Raw genomic sequence first — 3,723 nt, 5'->3', positions numbered from 1 at the left:
AAAACTGCCACTAGTGCCATGCACGGTCATACGTGGGCCAGAGTTAGCAACCAATGCACTACCATGAAGAATTACCCGCATTTCGTCATATCCCATCACAGCATGAAACCAGTCGTCTGCGACTCCTCCATCACGTTGTTGGGCAAGGTCTAACCACATTGTTTTTGGTGTACCGAACAACTGCAGTGCCTGATCGAGTAAATGCGAGCCCAAGTCAAACCACAAACCTCCGCCTAGAGCTGCCGACTCACGCCAGCGCGTTTGAACTTCAGGCCTATAGCGGTCAAAGTGTGATTCAAAATGTGTCACACGGCCTAGTGAACCTTCCCGCAGCACCTTCTGTAACGTCAGAAAATCGGAATCCCAACGGCGATTATGAAATACTGATAGCTGTCGATCACATTGCTGAGCGAGCTTAATAAGCTCTTTACCTTCATCGGTAGTGAGGGTGAACGGCTTATCCAAGACGACGTGCTTTCCGGCAGCTAGCGCTGCTGCCGCTAGTGGAAAATGCGTCTCGTTGGGAGTTGGAATAACCACCAAATCGATATCAGCACAGGAAAATAACTCTTCGGGGGATGAGTACACAGGCAAATCAGGTTGGTCTATATGCACCTTTGCCGGATTGCTGGAGGATATTGCGGCGAGTTGCAGGCCCGGTACAGCCTTAATCAATGGTGCATGAAACGTTTTTGCGGCATAGCCGTAACCAACAATGCCTGTTTTGAGTATCTTTGTCATAAACTAATTCCTAACATGGGCGGCAAAATATAATATTCATCAATACCTAAAAAAGCGGCTTTATTTTGTGAATTTACCTTACACAACGATTTGCAGCTGGACGATTTAAATTATAGAAAATGAACCATCATTATTTTTATAAATCGATTTCTAACCAGCCAGATACGACTATATAAAGTATTGTACTTAATAAAGCTTCAGGCTGAAATTGGCGGGGCAGTAACATCGATATTTTAGCGTTAGAACATAACATGATCTACTCACAACTGTATTAGCGTTAGTGTCGATTAACACACCGAAGGCTTAGCAAAACATATCGTGAAGTAAAATGTATTCACCACGATTTTAGTAAAATCAGTAAGGGTTCGCTGATGTTAGGATCGTTGGCTCAGACATGGCATGTAGCAAAATGAGTTAGTAGTTTATCAAGCTTACTTAAGCTCTTTTTGCGACTGCAATCGCACAACTCAAATTCCAGAAATTTTTACGCCAGAAAGCAAAAAGGCACAACCTTAAGTTATAAGGTTGTGCCCGTTAACACTTTTGTCAGCAATCCGGCTGAAAGTTTGCTCCCTGCACCATCCATGTAAACATGCTTCCTGCAGTCCTTTTCCCTGTTCTCATTTCCTTGTCTATTTGTGTAACGCAAATAAACGCATGAGTTTCATTCCGTTGAACAGCCTATCCATTGGCTGAGCGATAAATCTATTCAATCCGTTGAATTTTCCCAGCTGCATCCTGCAGCTTTATCCTTTTTGTCCTTGTGTCGACTATTTACTGTCTTCACCCATCCTTGATTCGGCTATCCATTTGCCGAGCTTATGCCCTAATCCGTGAGCGTGTCCTAGTATCATCCTTAATATTCTTAAGCATCATTAGTCTTATTTCTCATCCTAAGAAAACCAACTGATGACCCGCTTTCGATAACTACATTCTAGCCAAAATAAACGCCGATAAAAGTCACTCAACTCCATTTAAATAAACATCCCACATGTCTGCAAAACGTTAAAACAGTGTAACCAGCTGATTTTAAAGGGTTAAAAACAATTTATAACGTTAAACACTGACAGCTTTAGATAAGATCCCTTACACACTTGTAGGATATTGCTTACAAAAGCGTGAGCAAGTTAATACTTCCAGGGTTATTTGCGCCATAAACGCCTTATCATTTGGCCAAACATTACCCAATCTGCCCATAAGCTGTATAGCGGATAAGTGAATGTTGCGGGGCGATTTTTTTCAAATATAAAATGCCCTAACCATGCAAAACCATAACCTACTACCGGCAACCATAATAACTGCCACCAATGTTGGTTAATCAAAGTGTTAATAATGATCACTAAAATAATGCTACTGCCAATGTAATGCAGTCTTCGACAAACGGGATCTTGATGTTGCGACAGATAAAATGGATAAAACTCTGCAAATGAAGAATAACGCTTAGGTTCCATTACTCACTCCTTATTAACAACTCGCTAATGGCATGCTCTGTTAGGGTTAGATTAATCTCAGTTTAGGCGCTAGGCCTTGCTGTAAAACAATATTTCGCCATCAACATTGCCAATACTAACAGTGGCAATGCTGGTAAACTCTTGTTTAACGAACGCCTGATGGTGCGAAGGATTACTCACAAATACCCCGATGCCATCAAGCCCAGGTTGCTCATCACACCAACTCAATACCGCTTGAATTAATCTGGCACCATAGCCTTTGTGCTGTTCATTGGGGGATAACGCAATAAATTGTAAAACCCCGCATTTTTGCGAAGGAAGATGTTCTAAAATGCAGGTTTCTTTTTGCATTAATCCTTGAGTTGATTTCCATCCTGTTCCCAGCATCATTTTAAAACGCCAATGCCAATAACGCCCCTCCCCCAAAGGTACTTGTTGCGTGATCACACAGGCAACTCCGATTAAACGGTCGCCGTCAAATAGGCCAATCAAAGGTTGTTCTTGTTGCCATAACTCGTTTAACTCTTCACGAATCGCAGCTCGAAGTTTTTGTTCATATTGTTGATTGTCATGTTGGCCAAGTACTTCGATAAAATAGGGATCATCATGATAAGCGTTATAAAGTATTGAAGCCGCCACTCGTAAGTCTTCTGCCGTCAAATACACTGCACGTAAAGTTTCCAAGGTGTTATTGTCCATTATTATTCCTTGTTGATGAACTCGCTAAACTTAACTTAACAAGTTTGAAACATTGTACAAGTTTTGTTTACCCATTTTACTTTTTAGCGGCAGTGAGTGTCAGTTGTTTGCTATTTATCTCATCAAGACGGATACTAAAATTGTTTATCTAACCATCATAAGGAATGCGTCAAATGGACACTACATCAAATGATTTAAGTCACTTATTTAAGCAATTAGGGTTACCTCATGATCAAGAGGGAATCGACGACTTTGTTATCCAAAACAAACTTGCTAAACACACATTGATTATTGATGCTGATTGCTGGAATCCAGGTCAAAAAGCATTTTTAAAAGAGGCATTATTAGAAGACGCCCAATGGTCAGAAGTGATTGACCAATTGGACGTGATGATGCGAGCTAAATTGTAATTAACGCTTAATGTCTGATAACGTCACTCGGCAATTAGTGTTGTCTATAGGCTGTGTCGCCCCAGCCCACTAAGACGTCATCTCTGAACACAATTGGCGTGCATTCATCTTTGGTTGTTTTACCATCTCCTTCAGCCCATTGGGTACGATAAAACAACACTTTGATGGATTGTTCTGCATTATTTTGAGTCGACTTAGTATAAGCTTCACTAAAATCAGCAGTTCCCATTAAAGTTGTCACTTGATCACTGCTCATTCCCATAGACAATTTGCTCAACAGGTCACGATTTTTATCTTGTTGCACTTGCCAATAATCAGCACTTTTACCCGATTCATGGTCACCGACACTGATAACACAACCACTTAATCCTAGTGATGTCGCGCCAATTAATGCCGCTGCGATAAGTTTTAATTTCATGTTG

The 3,723-nt window shown here is 41.1% G+C and carries 5 protein-coding genes; 1 reads left to right on the top strand and 4 read right to left on the bottom strand.

Annotated features, from left to right (window positions below):
- From CXF78_RS14450 to CXF78_RS14440, 3 genes are all read right to left on the bottom strand, one after another.
- Positions 1-741, bottom strand: a 741-nt coding sequence (locus CXF78_RS14450; RefSeq protein ID WP_102037197.1) for an oxidoreductase, incomplete at its 3' end; no start/stop codon positions are given.
- Between the two features lie 1,142 nt (positions 742-1,883).
- Positions 1,884-2,192 (bottom strand): Mpo1-like protein, encoded by a 309-nt coding sequence (locus CXF78_RS14445; protein ID WP_059747951.1) that lies wholly within the window; start codon positions 2,190-2,192, stop codon positions 1,884-1,886.
- Positions 2,193-2,261: 69 nt separating this feature from the next.
- On the bottom strand, positions 2,262-2,891 hold the full coding sequence (locus CXF78_RS14440) for a GNAT family N-acetyltransferase (protein ID WP_011636729.1): 630 nt from the start codon (positions 2,889-2,891) through the stop codon (positions 2,262-2,264).
- 173 nt (positions 2,892-3,064) lie between these two features.
- On the opposite strand from CXF78_RS14440, the gene CXF78_RS14435 reads away from it, so the two are divergent.
- A complete protein-coding gene (locus tag CXF78_RS14435; RefSeq protein WP_011636728.1) occupies positions 3,065-3,301 on the top strand; it encodes a DUF2789 domain-containing protein in 237 nt (78 codons plus the stop codon).
- 34 nt (positions 3,302-3,335) lie between these two features.
- On the opposite strand, the gene CXF78_RS14430 is transcribed toward CXF78_RS14435, so the two are convergent.
- Positions 3,336-3,719 carry a DUF3192 domain-containing protein gene (locus CXF78_RS14430; RefSeq protein ID WP_011636727.1) on the bottom strand — a complete coding sequence of 128 codons (384 nt, stop codon included), beginning with the start codon at positions 3,717-3,719 and terminating at the stop codon, positions 3,336-3,338.
- Positions 3,720-3,723: the final 4 nt, after the last annotated feature.

The sequence above is a fragment of the Shewanella sp. 11B5 genome (assembly GCF_002836795.1).
GTDB lineage: Bacteria > Pseudomonadota > Gammaproteobacteria > Enterobacterales > Shewanellaceae > Shewanella > Shewanella frigidimarina.
Note: the sequence above shows the minus strand (reverse complement) of the source record. Positions and strands in the feature narration are given on the sequence as shown.